Consider the following 21253-nt stretch of genomic DNA (forward strand, 5'->3'; position numbering starts at 1 on the left):
CCGACCGGGACACCGTGGCCGAGATGCTCCGCGAGGCCTACAGCCTGGGGCAGCTGGACGAGGAGGAGTTCGACCAGCGCCTGGATCTCGCGATGCGGGCCAAGGTGCGGGCCGATCTGGAGCCGCTCACCCGGGACCTGGCGCCGGCTCCGGGCGGTGCGCCGAACGCGCCCACGGGCGCCAAGGAGACCGTCGACCCCAGGACGCCGCTGCCCAGCACACCGGTGGAACGCGTGGTCGCGGCCTGCGCCCACGCGGGGAACTACTTCTTCCCGATCGTGGCTCCGTTGCTGATCTTCCTGGCGAGCGACAGACTCTCGCCGTACGTCCGCCGTCAGGCCATGGAGTCGCTGAACTTCCAGCTCTTCTGCCTCATCGCCGGGATCGGCAGCCTGCTGGTCTTCTGGCTGGTCATCCCGCTCCTGGTCACCGTCTACGTGCTCCTGGGCGTGATGATCCTCCCGGCCGTCGCCTCGCTGGCGGCCCTCATGGGGAAGAACTGGCGGTACCCCATGTTCTTCCGCCTGCTCAAGGACGACTGAGTGGAGGGCGCGGGGAGACGCCGCCGCGCCCCCGCGCGTCAGCGGTCGGGGTGCCCGTTCTTCCCGGCCCGCTCGTGGCTCGTCGCGGCACGGACCTTCTCCTTGACCGACCCGGCCTTCTCCTCCAGGTTCTCGCGGGTCTCACGGACCTGTTCGCGGGCCTGGTCGAGGTGCTCCTGCCACTCGGCGTCCTGGGACGCCTGGCGCAGTCGGATCAGCGAGTACACGATCACACCGCCGACCACGGCGGCGCCACCGATCAGTACCGCGCGGGGGACGCGCACGCCCCCGCACAGGAGCTTCCTCCCACGCGGCGCCGGGTGCGGGTCGACCCGGTGCGCGGCCGCGGCGAGCATCCCGGCCACCCGGGGCGCCACCGTGTCCTCGACCCGCTGTGCGGCCGTCTCCAGTTTGGGAGCGGTCCACCCGCGCGCCTGGAGGAGCCTCAGGGCGGCCTGGTCCCGTGCCTGGTCGGCGTACGGGCCGAATCGGTCGGCCTGGTCGCGGGCCAGCTCCTGGAGGCGGACGAGGGTCGCCTCCGCCTCCTTGCGTGCCTTGCGACGCTTCGAAGTGATGGGCACGTCGTCAGCTCCTTCGATCGTTCTCGGTCCCCACCCGGTAGGCGGATGCACGCCGTGTTATCCGGGTGTTATCTCAACTTACGTCCTCTCCTTCGGGGTTTGGCGTTTCGACACCGGGACGGTCGTCCACAGGTCAACGGGGTTCCGGTGAAGGGATCGGGCCGGACGGGTAACGTGATCACACAAGTACGCTCGACCGAAAGGCACATAGGTGTCGGACTCCAAGGGCCAGCCCACCGCGCGGCTGAAGACCTCCGAAGGAACCATCGTCGTCAGGCTGTTCGAGGAGGAGGCTCCCGAGACGGTCGCCAACTTCATCGGCCTCGCCGAGGGCTCCAAGCAGTGGATGGACCCCGCGACCGGAAAGATGTCCAACGACAGCCTGTACTCGGGCACGATCTTCCACCGGGTCATCGAGAACTTCATGATCCAGGGGGGATGCCCGCTCGGTACCGGCCGCGGCGGCCCCGGTTACACCTTCGGCGACGAGATCAGCCCGAAGCTCCGTTTCGACCGCCCGTTCCTGCTCGCCATGGCCAACGCCGGCCCGGGCACGAACGGCTCGCAGTTCTTCATCACCGTCGGCGAGCCGAACTGGCTCAACGGCCGCCACACCATCTTCGGTGAGGTGGTCGAGGGCTCCGACGTGGTCACGAAGATCTCCCACGTCGCGACCGACCCGGACGACCGCCCCCACAAGGACGTCGTCATCGAGTCCGTCGAGATCACCCGATAGCGGATCCGACGTGCCCAGAGCCCGAGGAGTGAGAACCCGCCCATGACCGCGTCGCCACCACCCCCCGGCGCACCACGCACCTGCTACCGGCACTCCGGTCGGGAGACCGGGGTCAGCTGCACCCGGTGCGCGCGGCCCATCTGCCCGGACTGCATGGTCGAGGCGTCGGTGGGGTTCCAGTGCCCGAACTGCGTGGCGGCGGGCAGGCGCGCGACACGTCCGGCCCGCACCGCCTTCGGCGGCCGGGCCGTGAGCAAGCCCTACGTCACCTGGACGATCCTGGTCCTGATGGCGGGGGGCTACCTGGCCCAACTGGCGACCGCGATGGGGGCGGCCGGATCCTCGCCCCTGGTCTGGGAGTTCGGCATGCTGGGCTTCGGGGTCACCGAGTGGGGGGAGAGGCTCGGGGTCCTGAACGGCGAGTGGTACCGGCTGATCACCGCCGCGTTCCTGCACGGCGGGATCTTCCACCTGTTGTTCAACGGCTACGCGATGTACCTCCTCGGCACCCAGCTGGAACGCTGGCTGGGCCATGGGAGGTTCGTCGCCCTGTGGGTCCTGGGCGCCGTCGCCGGGTCGGTGCTCACCACGCTCGTCGAGCCGCAGGGGTTCGCCGTCGGAGCGTCCGGGGCGATCTTCGCGCTCTTCGGGGCGGTGTTCGTGATCGGCCGCAGGCTCCGGCTGGACCTGCGGATGGTCGGGGCGCTCCTCGCGGTCAACCTGGTGTTGACCTTCGTCGTCCCGAACATCTCCTGGACCGCCCACATCGGCGGTCTGGTGGCCGGTCTGGTCCTGGGGGCGGTCTTCGCCTATCTCCCGGGGCGGGACGCGGGGGCGACGACGCGCACGACCGTCCACACGCTGGTGACGGCGGCCTTCGCCGCCCTTCTCGTGGTCCTGCTGCTCGTCGTCCCAGGACTCCTCTGACCGACGCCGAGCACCGCGGAGGGCTCCCCGTACGGTGACGGGCCCCGGACCTGTGCACAGGTCCGGGGCCCGTCGTGTGTCCCGCGCGAACCACCACGGGCGCGGACATGCCGAGATCGGCTACCCACAGCCTGTGGATAACCCTGTGGAAACCCTGGGGGGTACGTCCGTCAGTGCCAGCGAGTGGACAGGACGACCGCCGCGATGATGCCGCTGAAGCCGATGAGCAGGTTCCAGTTGTGCCAGTCCTGCATGTACGGCACGTACTGGCCCGCGATGTAGTAGACGCCGATCCAGAGGATGCCCGCGATGAAGAAGCCGAGCATGGTCGGAACCAGCCACCGTGGAGTGACCTTGGGCTTCTCCTTGGAAGGAGGCGGCGTGTAGACGGCCTTCTTCTTGCGGTCGCTGCGGGACTTCGGCACGGGCGCTGCTCCAGATGAGGTGGGCGGTTCGAAACGCTCCACAGTCTACGCCCCGGGGCGCTCCCGCGTCACCGCCGCGCGGACACGATCCTCTCCCCCGCCCGTCCGGGAACGACGAGGGGCCGTGCTCCGAAGAGCACGGCCCCCACTCTCAGACTCCTCAGGGGGTCCGGAAGAAGAGTCCGTCGTCACCGTCACCGGGGTCGCCCGGGCCACCCGGCTGCTCCGGGTCCTCCGGGTCACCCGGCTGTCCGGGCTCCTCCGGATCCGTCTCGCCGTCCGTCGGCGGCTCGGGTTGGGTGGGCGCCACCGCGACGGTCAGCGTCACCACGGTTCCCGGGGGAACCTGCCGTTCGGCCGGGATGGACTGGGAGAGCACCAGGCCCGCCGTGGAGTCCGCGGTCTCCTGCTCGGTGATCTGGGCGGTGAGCCCCAGCTGCTGCAGCGCGGATTCGGCCTGATCACGGGTCATGCCGACCAGTTCGGGCACCTGCACCTGTTCCGGACCGGAGGAGATGTAGAGCGTGATCTCCGTGTCCGGGGCCACCTCGTCGCCCGCGGGCGGGTCGGTGCCCACCGCGCTGCCCTCGGCGATGTCCCCGCTGGCCCGCTGCTCCACGTTGACGGTCGCGAATCCCTGGTCGTTGAGGGTGCCGCGGGCCTGCGCCTCGGGCTGTCCCTCCACGTTCGGGATCTCCACGGCCTCCGGTCCGGAGGACAGGACCAGGACGACCTCCTGGTTCACCGGATGCGGGGTGTCGGCCTCCGGGTCGGTCTCCAGCACCGTGCCGGGTTCGGCCTCATCGGCCCGCTGTTCGGTCGCGATGTCCTCGAAGCCCGCGCCGGTCAGGGTCGCCCTGGCGGCGTCCTCCGTCTCGCCGACCACGTCGGGGATCGCGACCTCCTCGATGGTCGGCTGGTTCTCCCTGGTGAGCAACCAGAAGGCCAGCACCAGGGAGCCGATCACGCCCACGGCCAGGAGGGCCCACAGCGCGGCCTTGCCCGCACCGCCCTTGCGCGGCTCCTCCTGGTAGCGGTCGTCGTAGTCGTCGTAACGGTCGTAACCGTCGTCGTAGCCGTCGTACCCGCCGCCGTTCGCGGGTGGCAGGGCGGTGGTCGCGCCCGCGGCCGCCATGGCCATCGTGCCCGCCTGCGTGGGCATACCCGCCAGGCCGCGCTGGATGTCCGCGCGCATCTCCGCGGCGTTCTGGTAGCGCTCCTCGCGGTCCTTGGTCATGGCGCGGAGGGTGACGTCCTCCAGCCAGTCCGGGACCTGCGGGTCGACCTCGGTCGGGGGGACGGGCTCCTCACGCACGTGCTGGTAGGCGATCGACACGGGGGAGTCCCCGGTGAACGGCGGCCGGCCGGTGAGCAGCTCGTAGAGCACGCACCCGGTGGAGTAGATGTCGCTGCGCGGGTCCACCCGCTCGCCGCGCGCCTGTTCCGGTGACAGGTACTGCGCGGTGCCGATGACCTGGGAGGCCTGCGTCATGGTCGCCTGGTCGTCGCCCATCGAACGGGCGATGCCGAAGTCCATCACCTTGACCTCGGCGTTGCGGGTCAGCATCACGTTGGCGGGCTTGATGTCGCGGTGGACGATCCCGTTGTCGTGGCTGTACTCCAGCGCGTTGAGGATGCCGTCGACGAGCTCGGCCGATCGCTCCGGCAACAGGCGCCGGTCGTCGTCGAGGAGTTCCTTCAGCGTGCGTCCGTCCACGTACTCCATGACGATGTACGGGATCGACACCCCGTCGACCACGTCCTCGCCGGTGTCGTAGACCGCGATGATCGCCGGGTGGTTCAGTGAGGCAGCGGACTGCGCCTCGCGGCGGAACCTGGCCTGGAACACGTGGTCGCGGGCGAGGTCGTGTCGGAGGGTCTTGATCGCGACGAGCCGGTCGAGCCGGAGGTCGCGTGCGCGGTGGACCTCGGCCATGCCGCCGCGCCCGACGACGGTGTCGAGTTCGTAGCGTCCACCAAGGAGCCGGGGCTGGGACATGTCGTGTACTAATCCTCGTGTCTTCCGGTGGCCGCCCGCGGGCCGCCGCCTACCCAGAGCGTCGTTCGCTCATTTCCTCGTCATGGTTCCGTCGGGGGCGTGGTGTCGCCACCGTCGCCGCCCGGGTCGTCTGTGGGGTCCTCACCGCCACCGTCGTCACCGCCGGTGTCGCCGCCGTCGTCCGCGGGGGGAGTCGTGTCACCGTCCTCCACGGGTGTGGACGGTTCGTCGGGAACCTCGTCGGTCGGTTCAACCTCCTCCGGGCTGGGGTCCTCCTCCTGAGTGGTCGCCTCCGGGCCGGTGGTCCACTCCGTGTCGGGTCCGTCGTCCACGGGACGCTCGGGTGCGCCGTCCCGCTCCTCGGTCGCCTCCGAGGGCGCGGGAGGGGACGGCTCCGACGTCGCCGGAGGCTCGACGGAGTCGCGTACGGGGTCGGCGGTCGACGTCCCGTTGTACAGGAACCCGGCCACCACGGCGGCCGCGACGACGAACATCGCCACGACCGCGGCGAGGACGACCGGGAGACTGACACGCCGTCGGGACGCTCCCGACAGCCTAGCCGAGTCCCCTTGATCACCAGGGGTTACGATCTCTTGGTCGGCGGTTCGCCCGCGCACGGGACCGGTGTCGGGGACCGCGCCGACCACGGCCGTCCGGGCGACGGATCCGAACCCGGCGGAGGGCGTCGGCGGACCGGTCCCGGAGTTCGAGCGGATGACGGCCGCCATGTGCGCCACCTCGCTCGCCGAGGCCGGGCGCTCGTCGGGGTCCTTCAGCAGCAGGGCCGACACGAGGTCGTCGATGTCGGCGGGGATGTCGTCGGGCAGTTCCGGGGGCTCGTCGCGGGTGTGGGCCAGGGCGAGCGCCACCGGGTTGTCGCCCGTGAACGGCGGTTGGCCCGCCAGGCACTCGTAGGCCACCACACCGAGCGCGTACAGGTCCGAGGCCGCGCTCGCGGGACGCCCGGAGGCCTGTTCCGGCGAGATGTACTGGGCGGTCCCCATGACCATGCCGGTCTGAGTGAGCGTGACCGACATGTCGCCCCGGGCGATACCGAAGTCGGTGAGTTTGATCTGGCCCTCGCCGGTGACCAGCAGGTTGCCCGGCTTGATGTCGCGGTGCACCACACCGCGCGCGTGCGCGGCGGCCAGGGCCTGGGCGGACTGGCAGACGAAGTCGAGGGTCCGGTCCGGGCTCAGGCGGCCCTGCTCGCGCAGCAGTTGGGAGAGCGGCTCCCCGACCACGAGTTCCATGATGAGGAAGGCGCGCCCGTCCTCCTCACCGTAGTCGTAGACCTGGGCGATCCCCGGGTGGGACAGGCCCGCGGTGATCCGCCCCTCGGTGCGGAACCGCTGCCGCGCCGTCGGCTCCGCCATCTGGGAGGGGTGCAGCAGCTTGACGGCCACCGGTCGGTTGAGCAGCGTGTCCGTCGCCTTCCAGACGGTGCCCATGCCGCCCGAACCCACCTGTTCCTCCAGGCGGTAGCGGGAACTCAGAACGGTCCCGGTGAGTCCACCGGGACCTTCCGAGGGCTCGTAGGCGCTCACTCCGTTACCACTGCCTCCATCATGGCGCGCGCGATCGGCGCCGCCAGGGTGCCGCCGCTGCCGCCGCCGTGCTCGATCACGACCGCGACCGCGACCTCCGGGTCGTCGGCCGGAGCGAACCCGATGAACCAGTTGTGCGTGCCCTGGTCGCCGCCGGTCTCGGCGGTACCGGTCTTGCCCGCGACCTCCATGCCGGGGATCGCTCCGTTGGTTCCGGAACCGCCCGGGCCCGTGACCAGGACCATCATGTCCGTGAGGTCCTGCGCGGTGCTCGCGCTGACCGCCTGGGAGAACGTCTCCGGCTGGGTCTCGGTGACCACGGACATGTCGGAGTCCAGCACCGAGTCGACCACGTAGGGGCGCATCACCTCGCCGCCGTTGGCCACGCCGGCGGCCACCATCGCCATCTGCAGCGGCGTGGCCTCGACGTTGGACTGGCCGATGCCCGCGCGGCCGAGGATGCTGTCCTCGGACTCCGGAGGCGCCAGGCTTCCGGTGACCGGAAGGGGGATCCGCAGCTCCTCGCCCTCGTCCGGGTTGAATCCGAACGCGGTCGCCTGGTCGGACAGGGTCTGGCCGCCCATCTCGATCGCCCAGTTCGCCATGGAGGTGTTGCAGGAGATCTGGATCGAGTGCGCCAGGGTGTCCGGCTCGCCGCCGTTGCACGTGCCGCCCGGTGTGGCGTTGGGCAGCGGGGGGCCGGTGGGGAACTGCAGGTTGTCCGGAGCTTCCTGCGTGCTGTCGGGGGTGGCGTCCAGGTTCTCGATCGCCGCGGCCGCGGTCACCACCTTGAACGTCGACCCCGGGGGGTAGCGCTCGTTGAGGGCGCGGTTGAGCAGGGGCTGGCTCGGGTCGTTCTCCAGCTCCTGGAAGTTGGCGACCGCCGTGTTCCGGTCGGTGACGCTGGCGACGTCGTTGGCGTCGAAGGTCGGGTAGGAGACCGCGCCGAGTACCGCGCCGGTGCTCGGGTCGAGCGCCACCGCCGCGCCCTGGAAGCCGCCGTTCTGGAAGCCGTTGTAACCGGCCTCCTGGACCGCCGGGTCGAGCGTCAGCTGAACCCGGGCGCCCTCGGGGTCGCGGCCGGTGATGATGTCGCGGAAGTTGCGCACGGCGAGCCGGTCGTCGGTGCCGTCGAGCAGCGAGTTCTGCGCCCGCTCGATGCCGGTGGTGCTGTACACGCTCAGGACGCCGGTGATCGGCGTGTACATGCCGCCGCCGGTGTACTCGCGCTGGTAGAGGGGGCTGGTGCCGTCCTCGGCGACGTCCTCCGAGAAGGCGACGCTCTCCCCCGCGATCTCGATGGGACCGCGCGGCTGGCTGAGGTACTCGCTGTACTGGCGTTTGTTGAGCGGATCCTCGATCAGGGCGTTCGCGCGGAACCCCTGGATCCAGCTCAGGTTCAGCATCAGGATGGCGAACAGCGCCATCGTGAAGATGCTGAGTCGGCGGATCGGAGTGTTCATCGTCTGATCACCTGGGTCGCGCCCTCGTCCTGAATCGCTTGCGGTGCCGGCCTGCGGGCGATGTCGCTGATGCGCAGCAGGATGCCCATCATGATCCAGCTCGCCATGAGAGCCGAACCGCCGGCCGCCATGAAGGGGGTGGTCGAACCGGTCAGCGGGATGACCCTGGTCAGCCCGCCCAGGACGATGAAGACCTGGTAGGCGAGGACGAAGGCGATGCCGCTGGTCAGAAGCTTGTTGAACGGGATGGTGGACGCCAGGGCGATCCGCATGCCGCGCTCCACCAGGAGGAACAGCACGATCAGCACGCTGAGCAGGCCGGTCAGACCGAGCTCCTCGCCGAGGGAGGCGAGGATGAAGTCGCTCTCCGCGGCGAAGATCTGGTCCGCCTCACCGCCGCCGAGGCCGGTGCCGAACAGTCCGCCGTAGCCGAGTCCGACGATGCCCTGGACCAGCTGCTGGCTACCGCCGATCGCGTCGTAGACCTCCTGGTCGAAGGCGTTCAGCCAGATGTTCACCCGGGCCTGTACGTGCCAGAAGAGGAGGTAGGCGAGGGTGGCGCCGCCCATGAACAGGACCAGTCCGATGGTCACCCACGAGGAGCGCTGGGTGGCCACGTAGAGCATGGCCAGGAAGGTGCCGAAGAGCAGCAGGGAGGTGCCCAGGTCGCGCAGGAGCACCAGCATGCCGATGGCCATCACCCAGCCGACGGCGATCGGGGCGAGGTCGCGCCCGCGGGGCAGGTCGATGATCTTGAACCGGCCGACCTTGATCGGCTTGCCGACGATCGCCAGGACCTGCCGCTTGTTCATCAGGTAGGAGGCCAGGAAGATCACCAGCGCGATCTTGGCGAACTCCGAGGGCTGCATGGTGAACGGCCCGAGTTTGATCCACAGCCGGGCGCCGTAGACCGCATAGCCCAGGCCCGGGATGGCGGGCAGGAGGAGCAGGACGATCGCGACCAGGCCGCTGATGTAGGTGTAGCGCTGGAGGACTCGGGGGTCCTTGAGGAAGATGATGATCAGGAAGCAGCAGACGAGCCCGATCCCGGACCAGACGAGCTGCATGCCCGCGCCGGCGCGCTCGATGTCCTCGGCCTCGACGGCGGCCAGCCGCCAGATCATCGCGACCCCGATCCCGTTGAGGAACAGGGTGCAGGGCAGGATCAGCGGGTCGGCGTAGGGGGCGAAGAACCGCATCGCGACGTGGGCGGCGATGGCCAGGACGCCGAAGGTCAGGCCGACGGTCCACATCGCGGAGGGAATGCGGCCGTTCAGGTTGAGCCCGGCGATGGCGATCCCGGCCATGGTGATGGCGATGGCGACCGCGACGAGGACGAGCTCGGCGTTGCGCCGCTTGATCGGGGGGAGCGCCGTGGGCGCCTCCGCGGTGGCGGTGCTCAAGGGGTCACCCCGATTCCTGGGTCTCGGTGGTCGCGGAGCCGGAGTCCGCGGACCCTGCCTCGGTTTCGGCGCCCTCGGTGGGCTCCGCGCTCTCGTCGGCCGTCCCGGTGTCCCCTGACCCGGTGTCCCGCGGGTCCTCCCGGTCGGTGTCGTTCTCCGCGGCCTCGGCCAGGTTCTGGTTGAGGTCCTCGATCCGGCCCCGGGCCTCCTCCAGACTCTCGACCGGGATGGTGTTCTGGACGGTCGAGCGGTCGCCCTCGCTGAGCTCGTCCATGCGGATGTCGGAGGCCTCGATCTCCTCCGACAGGCTGAAGCCCGCGATGTCGGTGTCGATGCCCTGGTAGATGCTCACGGTGTCGCCCGAGGCGGAGGGACCCACGTAGAACTGGCTGTCGACGTACTGTCGGCCGAAGTAGTAGGCGACGCCCGCCACGAGCGCGACGATGACGAGGAAGGCCACGATCACCGGCCACCACCGGCGCGTACGGTACTCCGGTTCCGGCTCCTCCGGGCCGCGTCCGCGCCCGCGCCCCCGGGCGGGCCGGTCGTCGAAGTCGTCGTGGGGCTCCTCGTAGGGGCCGGAGTAGCCGGGCGCGGCGACATCCTCCACCCGGTCCATCTCCGCGGTGTCGCCCCCGGAGCCACGCAGCTCCTGCGCCCGTCTGGCGGGGGTGTCGCCCGCCTGCTCGTCGACCTCGGACCGCTGGTCGGCCGCCCCGACCACCTGTGGTTCGGCGGTCGGGCCCTCGCGGTCGGTCTCGGTCTCGATGACGTCGGCGATGACGGCGGTGATGTTGTCCGGGCCGCCGCCGCGGATGGCGAGTTCGATGAGCTTCTTCGCGGCCACGCGCGGGTCGGCTTCGGTCGCGAGCGTCTCGTGGATGGTCTTCTTGGTGACCACCCCGGACAGTCCGTCCGAGCACAGCAGGTACCGGTCGCCGGGCTTGGCCTCGCTGATGGAGATGTCCGGGTCGACCGGGCTCTTGCCGTCCAGGGCCCGCAGGATCAGGGAGCGCTGCGGGTGGGTGGCGACCTCCTCCTCGGTGATCTTGCCCTCGTCGACGAGGGTCTGCACCAGGGTGTGGTCGTGGGTGATCTGCTCGAAGCGCGGTCCGCGCAGCAGGTAGGCGCGTGAGTCGCCGATGTGGATCAGTGCCACCCGGGGGCCCGACCACAGCATCGCGGTCAGGGTGGTGCCCATGTTCTCGAGCTGGGGCTCGGCCATGATCCGCCGTGACAGGGAGGCGTTGGCCTGCTCGACGGCCCGCTGGAGGGACTCGGCCATCTCCTCGGTGCCGTGGGGCTCGGTGTCGAGTCGGCGGATCGTGGAGATCGCGATCGAGCTGGCCACCTCACCGCCCGCGTAGCCGCCCATGCCGTCGGCCACCGCGAGGAGGTGCTGGCCGGCGTAGCCGGAGTCTTCGTTGCCTTCGCGGAGGCATCCTACGTCGGAGTACGCCGCGTATCGGAGAGCGATTGTCATTTGCGCAGTTCCAGGACGGTCTTGCCGATACGGATGGGCTGACCCACCGTGATGGGCTGGGGGCGGTTCAGCTTCTGCTGGCCGAGATAGGTGCCGTTGGTGGAGTTGAGGTCCTCCACGAACCAGCGGCCGCCCTCGGAGTAGACACGGGCGTGGCGACCCGAGGCGTAGTCATCGGTGATGACCAGTGTCGAGTCGGGTGCGCGGCCGATGAGGATCGGTTGGGACGCCAGGTCCACGGTGGTACCGGCGAGGGGCCCCTGTGTGACCGCCAGGACCACGGGGTCGTTGCGGCGCTGCCGCTGGGGGCGCTGCTGGCGGGCCGGGGCGGGCCGGGACGGAGCGCCGCCGGACGCGGGCCGTGCCTGGGGACGGGGCCGTTTCTTCCGACCCTTCTTCTTCGACGGGCCGAAGAGATCGGTGCTGATGACCCCGACCGCCATGAGGACGAACAGCCAGAGCACCGCAAGGTACGCGATCTTGATCAATATGAGGGTCAAGTTGGACATCGAACCGCTCTTCAGCCCCTGTCGTGCTCCGGCCGGGGTGACGGTCGTCGGCGCCGCCACCGAGTCTGCCTCACCTTCGGGTCGGTGAGTTGTCATGGTCGCTGGTCCACGGCCCCCGAGGCCGCGGCCAGTCTGCCCGATCGGTCAGGTCTTCGCGGGAGACTACCGTCCCGGACACATATCCGACAGCGGTACCGCAATCGGCCACCACCGGATTTCGACCAGTCAGACGTCGGTGGGACGGGGTTGGTTTCGATCCCTCCGGGTCTGATCGGTCGAACTCCCGGTCGGGCCCGGTCAGTCGCGCCTGAACGTCATGGTGGTGCGGCCGAGACTGATCCTGCTCCCGTCCACCAGACGGGCCTGCCTGACCTGCTGGCCGTTGACGAAGGTCCCGTTGGTGGAGCCCTTGTCGACCAGGATCGCCTCGTCGCCGTCCAGGTGGATCTCCACGTGGTGGCGGGACACCCCGTTGTCCACGAGCCGCAGGTCGCAGTCGGTGCCGCGGCCCATCAGGGTGACGGGGGTGGTGAGCTCGAAGGACTGCTGCATGCCGTGGCTGGCGATGCTTCCCTCGGCGGTGGCGCCACCGGGGGAGATGAGCAGGCGCGGACGCCCGGCCTGGCGTTCGCCCCCGGTCGCTCCGGGGTCGCCGACCGGCTGCCGGACCTCGCCCTCCCCGCTGACCACGGGACCGCGGACGACACCCGACCGGATGCGAAAGCGCCCCGTCTTGAGGCCCTCGTCCGACCGGAAGTGGACGCGGACCGGGCCGACGAAGGAGTATCCCTGCTCCGTCGCGTAGTCGCGGGCGAGTTTGGCCAGTTCCTGTCCGAGACTGTCGGCGTAGACCTCCAAGCGCTCCCTGTCGCTGGCTGAGAGCTCGACGATGAAGTCGTTCGGGACGAGTGTGCGTCCCTGAGCGACGATCGCGGCTCGTTCGTCCATCTCCCGCTGAACTGCGCTCGCCACCTCGACGGGTTGGAGCTCAGACTTGAAGGCCATCGCGAAGGTGCCTTCGATCATGCCCTCAAGCCTGCGTTCGAAGCGTTGGAGCACTCCCACGAGGTACCTCCCTTGTACTCCACTCCGTATGTGTAGACGATCGTAACCGGGTCGGGGTGCCCCCGGATTCAGGCGCACCCCCCGGCAGGCGTGCTCGGAGCCGGTCATGGGCGGACCGGAAAGCGTGTGCGAACCGCGTTCAGACCGTGCTAGCCTTATCCATGTCGCCAGGCGGAACAGGCCGAAAAGGCCCCAACCACCTGGCAATACAACTGGATGAAGGTCACCCGGGCGGGTGGCGGAACGGTAGACGCGCACGGTTCAGGTCCGTGTGTCCGAAAGGACGTGAGGGTTCAAATCCCTCCTCGCCCACAACATACCCGGTGGGGATCGCTCTGCGGTCTCCACCGGGTCTCTTTTGTGCGCGGGGTCCGGCTCGGAGCGGCCGCGGGCCAGGTGGCACACTGCGGACGTGAGCATCATCGAACGACTCCACGCGATCGGACGCCCGCTGGTCGACGAGCAGCTGGCCCACCCCACCGTCGCCGGGATCGCCCGGGGCGACCTCGACGAGCGCGCGTTCCGCTACTGGTTGGAGCAGGACCACCTGTACCTGCTGGACTACGCGCGCGCCTTCTCCCGTCTGGCCTGGCAGGCGCCCGACGGCCACCTGGCCGACCTGGTGGGGATCGCGCACAGCACGCTGAACGAGGAGCTGGAACTGCACCGCTCGCTGTCGGGCGAGTTCGGCGCGGACCTGACCACGAAGGAGAAGGGGCCCGCGTGCGCGGCCTACACCTCGTGGTTGCTGGAGGCCGCCGCCGACTACCGGGACGGGCTCGCCGCCGTGTACCCGTGCATGTGGGGCTACAACCAGCTCGGGATCGAACTGGCCAAGTCGCGCCCCGACGACCCGCGCTACGCGCGTTGGGTGGACACCTACGCCGATCCCGGGTTCACCCGGCTGACCGAGCACTACGGGCGCAGGTTGGAGGAGGCCCGGCCCGACCCCGAGCGCGCCGAACGCCTCTTCCTGGAGGGCATGCGCCACGAGGTCGCCTTCTGGGACACGCCCTACGCGCCCTGAACCGCGACGCGGGGGAAGGGAGGAGGGGACCGGCGCGCCAGCGACCGGTCCCCTCCCGCATCCCTCCCGGATGGTTCCTAGGGGTTCAGGACGGTGCGCACGTCCTCGAAGCGGTCGATCTCGCAGCCGCCGTTCTTGTTGAACTCGGTGTCGATCAGGACGTCGTCGACGTGCCCGGTGACGTTGACGACCTCGGGGCCGCCGTACTGCTCGGTGCACATCATGTTGGTGGTGTCCAGGAGGAACGGTTCGGTGCCGACCTCCTCGATCTCGGCGCACGCGGCCTCGGGGTCGGGGTGGTTCCCGCCCACGGGGGAGCACGTGAGCGTCCACGTCCCCTCCGTGTAGCCGGCTTCGGGGGGTGAGTGCTGCTCTTCTTCCAGAGTGCGTTCGATCACCAGGGAGACCGCGGCGTCCGGGTCGGTGTCGACGGGCATCGGGTCGTCGGTGCCGTTCGCGTCCCCGGTGCCGTCGGGGGATTCCTCTGGGGACGTGTCGTTCTCGGAGGGGTCGGCGGGGGGAACGGTGGGGTCGGACGGGCTTGAGGTGTCGGGCGCGCCCGCGCTCACCTCGTCGGGCTCGTTGCCGCAGGCCGTGATAAGAAGCAGGCCGAGGGCTGCGAGTGCGGCGAGGCGGGTCGGCGGGGCCGTCACCGAGGGGTACTGAGCCATACGCCTTGGACGCGGCGCGAGTACGCGCGGTTCCCGCGTCGACGTGATTTCCTCGAAGATTTTTTCGGTACGGACCCAGGGGGTCGGACATGTTTCAGCACGGTGTTCCGGAGACGGTCGTCACGGAGGTGCCGGAGGGCGCCTACCTGCTCGACGTCCGGGAGGACGACGAGTGGCGCTCGGGGCACGCCCCGGGCGCGGTGCACATCCCGCTCGGCCAGCTCGGCGCGCGTGCGGGCGAGGTTCCCCAGGACCGCAAGGTGTACGTCGTCTGCCGGGTGGGCGGCCGCTCCGCCCAGGCGGCCGCGGCCCTGAACCAGGCGGGGTGGGACGCGGTCAACGTGGCCGGTGGCATGCAGGCATGGGAGCACGCCGGTCGGGACATGACGGCGGAGACCGACGGGGAGCCCACGGTGATCTGAGGCGGTCGGTCGCCGATTTTCATCAGATTGCGCGAAGCCCTGCCGCTGGGGTGCTCCCGGGTGGCACTATGACGAGGTGAGTTCCGAGCGCGCGCCCCTCAGCGCCGAAACCGTGCTGGCCGCGTCCGCGGACGCGGTGGTCGGTATCGATGGTGAGCTTCGTGTCACGGTGTGGAACCCGGCGGCGGAGCGCATGTTCGGGTGGAGCGCGGAGGAGGTCGTCGGCGGCGAGGCGCCGTTCGTCCCCGCCGAGCTGCGATCCGAGCACGGCGCGGTGCTCGAACAGGTGCGTTCGGGTACGTCCCTGTCCATCGTCACCCGTCGGGTGCGCAGGGACGGCGCGGTGATCGACGTGCGGGTCAGCACCAACTGCGTCCTCGACGCCGGTGGTGAGCTCGTCGGATGGGTCCTGACCTTCCAACCGTGCGAGAACGAGGCACAGGTCCAGGCGGCGGCCGTGGAGCGGGCGCGGCTGGTGCGCAGGCTCACCGAGGTCGTGGTCGACATCAACGCCGACCTCAGCCTGAAGTCGGTGCTCGACCGGATCTCCCGGAGCATCACGGAGTTGACGGGGGCCGACGCGGGCGGTTTCGTCCTGCTCAACGAGGACCGCGTGGAGCTGGTCAGCCTCACCGACCTGTCCGACCGCCTCCAGGGCTTCAGCGCGCCCCTGGAGACGAGCCTGTTCGGCGAGCTGCTCCGCAGCGGTAAGTCGGTGCTGTTGGCCAACGAGGACACGCGGGGCCTCCAGGACCTGGTCTGGGCCGACCTGCCGGGCCTGCACACCATCGCCCTGTGCGTGTCCAACGTCCACGGCCGCCCCTACGGCGCCCTGTACGCGCTCTACAGCCAGCGCAAGGTCGGGCACGTGGAGCTGGAGTTGTTGGAGCTGCTCGCCGCACACGCCGGAGTGGCCATCGGCAACGCCATGGCCTACGAGGAGCTCAACCTCCAACGCGTCCACGAACAGGTGGTCGCCGACTCCAGCGCGGACGGGATCGCCGTGCTGGACTTCGGCGGTCGGGTCCGCAAGTGGAACCGGTCGGCGGTGGAGCTCACCGGGTATCCGGCGGAGAAGGTGGAGGGACGACATCCTCCGTTCCCCCTGCCGACCGCCCACGGTGAGCCGATCAAGCACCAGTTGAAGGACGGTCGCTGGCTGGAGATCCTCATGGCGCGCATCCCGCGTACCCATGAGTGGGTGGTGGACTTTCGCGACATCACCGCGCAGCGGGCGATGGAGGAGGAGCAGGAGTTCTTCCTGGCCACGAGCGGCCACGAGTTGCGCACGCCGATCACGGTCATCCACGGCCTCGCCACCACGCTCGTGCGCAAGTGGTCCCGGCTGAGCCCCGGGTCCCAGCGTGAGGCGGTCGGGACGATCGCGGACCGGTCGGCCAACCTGGTCACCCTCGTGGAGCGGCTTCGCCTCGGGTCGGACGTGTCGCGCGGCGAGTTGGACGTCGACCGGGTTCCGTTCGACCTGCGGGAGCTGCTGGGGCGGGCGGTTCGGGCGTTCCGGCCTCTGTCGGACCGGCACGACGTGGTCCTGGTCGCGGACGAGGACCTGCCGATGACCGTCGGGGATCCGCTGGCCACGGGCATGATCATGGATCAGCTCTTGGACAACGCGCTCAAGTTCTCCCCGGAGGGCGGCACGATCCACGTCTGCGCCCGGGCGGAGGGCGGCGAGGTCGTGGTCGTCGTGGAGGACGAGGGGCTGGGGCTGGTCCCGGGAGACGAGGAACGGGTCTTCTACCGGTTCGTGCGGTCGGGGCCCCGGAGCGACCGCAGCCGTTTCGGTGGCCTCGGCCTGGGGCTGTACATCGTCCGCCAACTGGCGAGGGAGCAGGGCGGGGACGTCACCGCGCACCGGCGGCAGCGGGGGACGCGGATGCGGTTCACCGTGCCCGTGCGCCGGGACGGGGACGAGGGGACGGAGGACGCCGGGTCCCGGGATCGTTCCGATGTAGCGGTCGTACGCATGGGGGTGGGAGGCGGAGCACCCGGCGCGAACCACTCACCTGAGCATCATCAATCGCAAGAAACTACAAAAACCTCGAAAAGCCCTGAAGCCCTACCGCGTCAGCGATCCACGTCCAAAGACGCGAGTCGTCGCCCTTGATTCACCCCGACGAGGGTTTCCGCGCGTGGTGATCGGGGCATTTCCACCCCTGGTGGAATTCGCTGACACACATCGGGCGGGTTCCGAACCGCCCGACGAAGTACCAACGCGCAGGGACGAAGGTCGTGTCAGGAGACAACACACCACTCGACGACGGGTCATGCCCGTACCGGGTCGAGCGGAGCGTCATGCTTCCCTACGCCCCCATGAGCGTGACCGGTGCCCGCCAGCGGCTGTGCAGTGACCTGCGCGCCATGGAGATCGGCGACGAGCGCGTCGACGACGCCTCCCTCATCATCAGTGAACTCGTGAGCAACGCCCTCCGGCACGCGTCCCCGCTGCCGGAACCGGAGGACACGGTCGGTGTGTCGTGGCGTGTGCGGGTGGATCACCGGTCGCCGTCCGGCGGTTGGGTGGAGATCGCGGTCCGTGACGGCGGATCCAGCACCATGCCGCGTGTGGCTCGCCCGTCCGTGTCCGGTCTGGGTGGGCGGGGGCTGGGTATCGTCCAGTCGCTCGCCGGGCAGTGGGGCACCGAGATGGACGCGACCACGACCACGGTCTGGGCGGTGCTGGACATCGGTGTCGACGACCTCCACCCCGGTCGTCTCTCGGCCCTTGACCGCCGTTGCGCCGACACGGTCGCGGACGCGGCCCCCGACGAGGTGGTCGCGGTACGCATGCGCGTTCGGGAGAGCGCCCCCGCCTGGGGCGCGCTGCTCTGAGCCGTCGCGGGCGACCGGACCGGAGGCCGCCCGGGCGGGCTACCCGGAGGAACGTGACCGATGTCGCGAAACACCGTCAACGAGGTGGCCCGTGGCTGGTCGGGACGCTACAGTCACGACTGTGGAGTTGAAGATATCAAGCCGATCTCAGGACGACCTCGCGGTGGTAACCGTGGGCGGTGAGATCGACCTGTACACGGCACCCCAGTTGCGCAGCGGCCTCCTGGAGGCCCTGGAGGGCGGGGCACGGCGGCTGGTCATCGACATGTCGCGGACGGAGTTTTGCGACTCGACCGGCATCAGCGTGCTGCTGTCCGCGATGAAGCGCTCCCGCGACAAGGGGGGTGACCTGGAGCTCGTGGCGCCGAAGGCGGCGGTCGTGAAGGTCCTGGAGGTCACCGGGCTGAACGAGGTCTTCACCATCCACTCCGGGTTCGACGCTTGGCCGGTGGGCGCTGGGACCGGCACGGGCGAGTAGTCGGGTGACCGTGGACCGGGGGCAGACCGGCGACCCCGCGGGTGTCGCCGTGGTGATCGCCGCCAAGGACGAGGCGGCCAGGATCGGCACGACCGTCCGGGCCGCGAGCACGCTGCCGGGGGTGGACTTCGTCGTCGTCGTCGACGACGGCTCCTCCGACCGTACGGCCGACGTCGCGCGCGACGCCGGAGCCCGCGTGTTCAGACACGGCCGCAACCGGGGCAAGGGCGCGGCCATGGAAACGGGTGCGGAGGGCGTCCGCGCCATCGAGGCGGCCGAGACGGACGAGGGTGGTCGGCCACCGCGCCACCTCCTGTTCCTCGACGCCGACCTGGGCGCGACAGCCGAGAGCGCGGAGCCGCTGGTCACGCCGGTCCTGGAGGGCCGTGTCGACATGACGATCGCCTTGTTCCCCGCCACTCGCATGCGCCTGGGCGGCCACGGGTTCGTGGTACGACTCGCGCGCGAGGGCGTGTGCAGGGCCACCGGTTGGGAACCGGAGCAGCCGCTCAACGGTCAGCGGTGTCTGACCAGAGCTGCCTTCGAGGCGGCCCGCCCGCTGGCGCCGGGATTCGGGGTGGAGACCGGCCTGACCATCGACGTGCTGCGGTCGGGGTTTCGGGTGGTCGAGGTCGAGGTGCCCCTGGAGCACAGGGCGACCGGCACCGATCTTCGCGCGCAGCTGCACCGGGCACGGCAGTTCACGGACGTCGCCAGGGCACTCACGGTGCGCAAGTTCCGGCCGGCGGTGCGGCGCCAGTGGGACCGGGCGAGAGGGAGGGCATGGTCGACCAGGGGCGATCTTTCCTGAAAAATCGGGCAAATTAGTCGCGCGAATCGCCGAGAGTAGCCCCATCCGTGCGATGTGTAGCGATACGCTCGCCCTGTGTTCACAACGATCCTGACTTCGATAGGCATGCTCACGGGTGTGGGCGGGCTCGTCCTCGGCGGGTACGCGCTCGTCCGGGCCCGGGAGATCAGTGGCGATTCCCGGGCGCTGGCCGAACGCGCGGTCTCGGTCAACGCCTCCGGTGTGGACCCGCGTGCCGTGCGCGACGTCGCGGTCCTGCACTACGACGCCCTCGAGGAGATGTCGGGCGCACGCTCGTTCTCCCTCGCGCTGCTCAACAGCGACGGTGACGGCGTGGTGCTCACCTCGATCAACGGGCGGACCGAGTCGCGGACCTACGCCAAGGAGATCACGCGCGGCGAGGCGGACACCCTGCTCAGCCCGGAGGAGTACCGCGTCATCCGGTCCGCGCGCCTGGGCAACGGGGTCGGTGCGTCCGCCGCCCCGATGGCGGGAGCCGCGGTCGTTCGACCCCGGACCGGAGGCGAGGACGGGGGCCGTTCCCAGAGCGTCGCCGCCGCCGAGGAGGAGGTCCCGGTCACCGTGTTCAGGGCGGATGACGCGTCCGACGCGGCGGTCGCCTCCGACATCTCCGAGAGCGATCCCGTGGGCGACCTCGTGGGCGATCCGGCGGGAGCTCCGGCCACCGGAGCATGAGCGTGCGTGGCCTCGGCCGTATAGCCTGAACACCATGCCCAACCGTTACGCCTACCTCGGCCCCGAGGGCACCTTCACCGAAGCCGCGCTCCGCGCACTGCGACCCGGCGCCCCCGACGGCGCCCGCGTCCCGTGCCAGGGAGTCGCCGCCGTCTTCGACGCGGTGCGGTCGGGCTCGGTCGACGGCGGTGTCGTACCCCTGGAGAACTCGGTCGAGGGCGGAGTCACCGCGACCATCGCCGAACTCATCAACGGGGACCCGCTGATCATCACCGGGGAGACCGCCGTTCCGGTGGATTTCGCGCTGTTCGCCCGGCCTGGGACGGTCCTGGAGGACGTCAAGCGGGTGGCGACCCATCCGCACGCCCTGGCGCAGTGCCGGGGCTGGCTCGCGCGGCACCTGCCCGACGCCGACACGCACACCGTCTCGTCGACGGCCGCGGCGGCGCGCTCGGTGGCCGAGCCCGGTGCGCCCTACGACGCCGCGATCTGCGCCGTCATCGCGGGTGAGCGCTACGGCCTGCAGGCACTGGCGACCGGGGTGGGCGACCGTTCCGACGCCGCCACCCGGTTCATCTACCTGTCCCGGCCCGGTGCGCTGCCCGAGCCCACCGGGTCCGATCTGACGTCGCTGGTCGCGTTCATCAACGACGACCACCCCGGCGCGCTGATCGAGGTGCTCAACCAGTTCGCCGTACGCGGGGTCAACCTCACGCGGCTGGAGTCCCGCCCCACCGGGGACGGGCTGGGCAGCTACTGCTTCTGCATCGACGCGGAGGGCCACGTGGCCGAGGCGCGGGTCGGTGAGGCGCTCATGGGCATCCGCCGCGTCTGCCGGGACGTGCGCTTCCTGGGCAGCTATCCGCGCAGCGGTCGGGCCACGGAGGTCGATCCGCTGCTGCGTCCGCGCCCGACGACGGACGCCGTCTTCGCCGAGGCCGAGCGCTGGCTCGCACGCGTCCGCGCGGGGTATGTCGACTAGTCGGTGTTTTTTGGGCCTGCCGCTGTGCTCCGGCCCACCCGTCACCCACCACCGCCCGGGGGTCGCTTCGCGGAGGGGCGGGCACCCTCAACGGACGCCTGCGGCGCGGTCTCTCCCTCGTCGTCACCCACCACCGCCCGGGGGCCGCTTCGCGGAGGGTCGGGCACCCTCAACGGACGCCTGCGGCGCGGTCTCTCCCTCGTCGTCACCCACCACCGCCCTCAGAGGAGGTCGGACTCGGAGTCGTCGAGGAGCCACTCCTCCGCGGCCGCGCGGCGCAGCTCCAGATGGAGGGCCAGCCGGAGGGCGGTGTCCTCGGGCCTGGACTCGTCCAGGGCGGTCAGAGCCGCGCTGAGCTCCTCGGTGTTCATCTCTCTCAGTGGTTTCACGCTGTGTCTCCCCCTGGCCGGTGTGCCGACGGCCGCGCCCGTGTCAGGTCGGCCCTGTCATGGAGGAGGACGATGATCTCTCTCAGTTATGACGCGGCTACGGAAAAACGTGTCGGTCCGGAGCGGGCCGGGCGGTAACCTGCAAGACGTGATCGACCTTCGCGCTCTTCGAGAAGACCCCGAACGACTCCGTGCCTCGCAGCGGGCCCGCGGGGAGGACGCCTCCGTCGCGGACCGGCTGGTCGAA

22 protein-coding genes and 1 tRNA gene are annotated in these 21253 nt (G+C 70.2%); 12 read left to right on the forward strand and 11 right to left on the reverse strand.

The window, feature by feature from the left end:
- Positions 1 to 542, forward strand: a 542-nt coding sequence (locus D471_RS0126760) for a DUF1707 and DUF4870 domain-containing protein (RefSeq protein WP_026128108.1), incomplete at its 5' end; no start/stop codon positions are given.
- Positions 543 to 580: 38 nt separating this feature from the next.
- Here the strand turns inward: D471_RS0126760 and D471_RS0126765 are convergent.
- Positions 581 to 1123 (reverse strand): hypothetical protein, encoded by a 543-nt coding sequence (locus D471_RS0126765; protein WP_017601459.1) that lies wholly within the window; start codon positions 1121 to 1123, stop codon positions 581 to 583.
- Between the two features lie 211 nt (positions 1124 to 1334).
- On the opposite strand from D471_RS0126765, the gene D471_RS0126770 reads away from it, so the two are divergent.
- Both D471_RS0126770 and D471_RS0126775 read left to right on the forward strand, forming a co-directional pair.
- On the forward strand, positions 1335 to 1859 hold the full coding sequence (locus D471_RS0126770) for a peptidylprolyl isomerase (RefSeq protein ID WP_017601460.1): 525 nt from the start codon (positions 1335 to 1337) through the stop codon (positions 1857 to 1859).
- Positions 1860 to 1901: 42 nt separating this feature from the next.
- The gene (locus D471_RS0126775; protein WP_193789794.1) at positions 1902 to 2786 is read left to right on the forward strand and encodes a rhomboid family intramembrane serine protease; all 885 of its coding nucleotides are present in this window, start codon (positions 1902 to 1904) and stop codon (positions 2784 to 2786) included.
- A 170-nt stretch (positions 2787 to 2956) separates the two neighbouring features.
- On the opposite strand, the gene D471_RS0126780 is transcribed toward D471_RS0126775, so the two are convergent.
- The 8 genes from D471_RS0126780 to D471_RS0126815 form a co-directional block, all read right to left on the reverse strand.
- Positions 2957 to 3211 carry a cell division protein CrgA gene (locus D471_RS0126780; protein ID WP_017601462.1) on the reverse strand — a complete coding sequence of 85 codons (255 nt, stop codon included), beginning with the start codon at positions 3209 to 3211 and terminating at the stop codon, positions 2957 to 2959.
- Between the two features lie 160 nt (positions 3212 to 3371).
- Positions 3372 to 5210: a Stk1 family PASTA domain-containing Ser/Thr kinase gene (pknB, locus tag D471_RS0126785; protein ID WP_017601463.1), complete on the reverse strand. Its 1839-nt coding sequence runs from the start codon at positions 5208 to 5210 to the stop codon at positions 3372 to 3374.
- Positions 5211 to 5290: 80 nt separating this feature from the next.
- The gene (locus D471_RS0126790; RefSeq protein ID WP_017601464.1) at positions 5291 to 6757 is read right to left on the reverse strand and encodes a serine/threonine-protein kinase; all 1467 of its coding nucleotides are present in this window, start codon (positions 6755 to 6757) and stop codon (positions 5291 to 5293) included.
- Positions 6754 to 8220 carry a peptidoglycan D,D-transpeptidase FtsI family protein gene (locus D471_RS0126795; RefSeq protein WP_017601465.1) on the reverse strand — a complete coding sequence of 489 codons (1467 nt, stop codon included), beginning with the start codon at positions 8218 to 8220 and terminating at the stop codon, positions 6754 to 6756. Before D471_RS0126795 ends, D471_RS0126790 begins: the two co-directional genes overlap by 4 nt.
- Positions 8217 to 9623: an FtsW/RodA/SpoVE family cell cycle protein gene (locus D471_RS0126800; RefSeq protein ID WP_017601466.1), complete on the reverse strand. Its 1407-nt coding sequence runs from the start codon at positions 9621 to 9623 to the stop codon at positions 8217 to 8219. Before D471_RS0126800 ends, D471_RS0126795 begins: the two co-directional genes overlap by 4 nt.
- A gap of 4 nt (positions 9624 to 9627) precedes the next feature.
- Positions 9628 to 11106, reverse strand: coding sequence for a Stp1/IreP family PP2C-type Ser/Thr phosphatase (locus D471_RS0126805; protein ID WP_017601467.1), 1479 nt, complete (start codon positions 11104 to 11106; stop codon positions 9628 to 9630).
- Positions 11103 to 11615: an FHA domain-containing protein FhaB/FipA gene (locus D471_RS0126810; protein WP_169548904.1), complete on the reverse strand. Its 513-nt coding sequence runs from the start codon at positions 11613 to 11615 to the stop codon at positions 11103 to 11105. The genes D471_RS0126805 and D471_RS0126810 overlap by 4 nt, the downstream gene beginning before the upstream one ends.
- 297 nt (positions 11616 to 11912) lie before the next feature.
- Positions 11913 to 12680 (reverse strand): FhaA domain-containing protein, encoded by a 768-nt coding sequence (locus tag D471_RS0126815; RefSeq protein ID WP_442789787.1) that lies wholly within the window; start codon positions 12678 to 12680, stop codon positions 11913 to 11915.
- Positions 12681 to 12909: 229 nt separating this feature from the next.
- Between D471_RS0126815 and D471_RS0126820 the strand changes: the two genes are divergently transcribed.
- A tRNA-Leu gene (locus D471_RS0126820) sits at positions 12910 to 12992 on the forward strand.
- Between the two features lie 100 nt (positions 12993 to 13092).
- On the forward strand, positions 13093 to 13707 hold the full coding sequence (locus D471_RS0126825; RefSeq protein ID WP_017601470.1) for a TenA family protein: 615 nt from the start codon (positions 13093 to 13095) through the stop codon (positions 13705 to 13707).
- Between the two features lie 77 nt (positions 13708 to 13784).
- Here the strand turns inward: D471_RS0126825 and D471_RS0126830 are convergent, their stop codons facing one another.
- On the reverse strand, positions 13785 to 14378 hold the full coding sequence (locus D471_RS0126830; protein WP_017601471.1) for an SSI family serine proteinase inhibitor: 594 nt from the start codon (positions 14376 to 14378) through the stop codon (positions 13785 to 13787).
- Between the two features lie 89 nt (positions 14379 to 14467).
- On the opposite strand from D471_RS0126830, the gene D471_RS0126835 reads away from it, so the two are divergent.
- From D471_RS0126835 to pheA, 7 genes are all read left to right on the forward strand, one after another.
- Positions 14468 to 14800 (forward strand): rhodanese-like domain-containing protein, encoded by a 333-nt coding sequence (locus tag D471_RS0126835; protein ID WP_017601472.1) that lies wholly within the window; start codon positions 14468 to 14470, stop codon positions 14798 to 14800.
- Positions 14801 to 14876: 76 nt separating this feature from the next.
- A complete protein-coding gene (locus D471_RS0126840) occupies positions 14877 to 16925 on the forward strand; it encodes a PAS domain-containing sensor histidine kinase (RefSeq protein WP_017601473.1) in 2049 nt (682 codons plus the stop codon).
- Between the two features lie 125 nt (positions 16926 to 17050).
- Positions 17051 to 17650, forward strand: a complete 600-nt coding sequence (locus D471_RS0126845) for an ATP-binding protein (protein WP_026128109.1) — start codon at positions 17051 to 17053, stop codon at positions 17648 to 17650.
- A gap of 121 nt (positions 17651 to 17771) precedes the next feature.
- Positions 17772 to 18128 carry an STAS domain-containing protein gene (locus D471_RS0126850; protein ID WP_193789795.1) on the forward strand — a complete coding sequence of 119 codons (357 nt, stop codon included), beginning with the start codon at positions 17772 to 17774 and terminating at the stop codon, positions 18126 to 18128.
- Between the two features lie 4 nt (positions 18129 to 18132).
- Positions 18133 to 18939 (forward strand): glycosyltransferase family 2 protein, encoded by an 807-nt coding sequence (locus D471_RS0126855; RefSeq protein WP_017601476.1) that lies wholly within the window; start codon positions 18133 to 18135, stop codon positions 18937 to 18939.
- Positions 18940 to 19014: 75 nt separating this feature from the next.
- A complete protein-coding gene (locus tag D471_RS36410) occupies positions 19015 to 19635 on the forward strand; it encodes a DUF4446 family protein (RefSeq protein WP_083924340.1) in 621 nt (206 codons plus the stop codon).
- A gap of 34 nt (positions 19636 to 19669) precedes the next feature.
- Positions 19670 to 20617 carry a prephenate dehydratase gene (gene pheA / locus D471_RS0126865; RefSeq protein ID WP_017601478.1) on the forward strand — a complete coding sequence of 316 codons (948 nt, stop codon included), beginning with the start codon at positions 19670 to 19672 and terminating at the stop codon, positions 20615 to 20617.
- 221 nt (positions 20618 to 20838) lie between these two features.
- On the opposite strand, the gene D471_RS41005 is transcribed toward pheA, so the two are convergent.
- The gene (locus D471_RS41005; RefSeq protein ID WP_169548905.1) at positions 20839 to 21006 is read right to left on the reverse strand and encodes a hypothetical protein; all 168 of its coding nucleotides are present in this window, start codon (positions 21004 to 21006) and stop codon (positions 20839 to 20841) included.
- Positions 21007 to 21253: the final 247 nt, after the last annotated feature.

Source organism: Nocardiopsis lucentensis DSM 44048 (assembly GCF_000341125.1).
In the GTDB taxonomy this organism is placed as follows: Bacteria; Actinomycetota; Actinomycetes; order Streptosporangiales; family Streptosporangiaceae; genus Nocardiopsis; species Nocardiopsis lucentensis.